At 70.3% G+C, this 232-nt stretch carries 1 protein-coding gene; it reads left to right on the plus strand.

From position 1 onward, the window contains the following. A partial coding sequence (locus ACPYOG_RS20975) for a hypothetical protein (protein WP_481295972.1) occupies window positions 1–232 on the plus strand: 232 nt, incomplete at both ends.

Raw genomic sequence — 232 nt, forward strand, 5'->3', positions numbered from 1 at the left:
CCCCCCCCCCCCCCCTCCCCCACCACAACGCCCCCCCCCCAGATAGCGAGTGTCTCGTGGGCTCGGAGATGTGTATAAGAGACAGCCTCAAGGGCGAGAGTGAGCTTGTCCTCGCCTGGGCCGGCCGCGGACCCGCCCTCGCCGTCGGGGGCGACGGCGTCGCGCGGTCCCTCCCCGAGGGCGGTGCCTGTCTCTTATGCACATCTGACGTTGCCGACGACGGAGAGAGTGT

This window comes from Leifsonia sp. HAY1-4F (assembly GCF_056755275.1).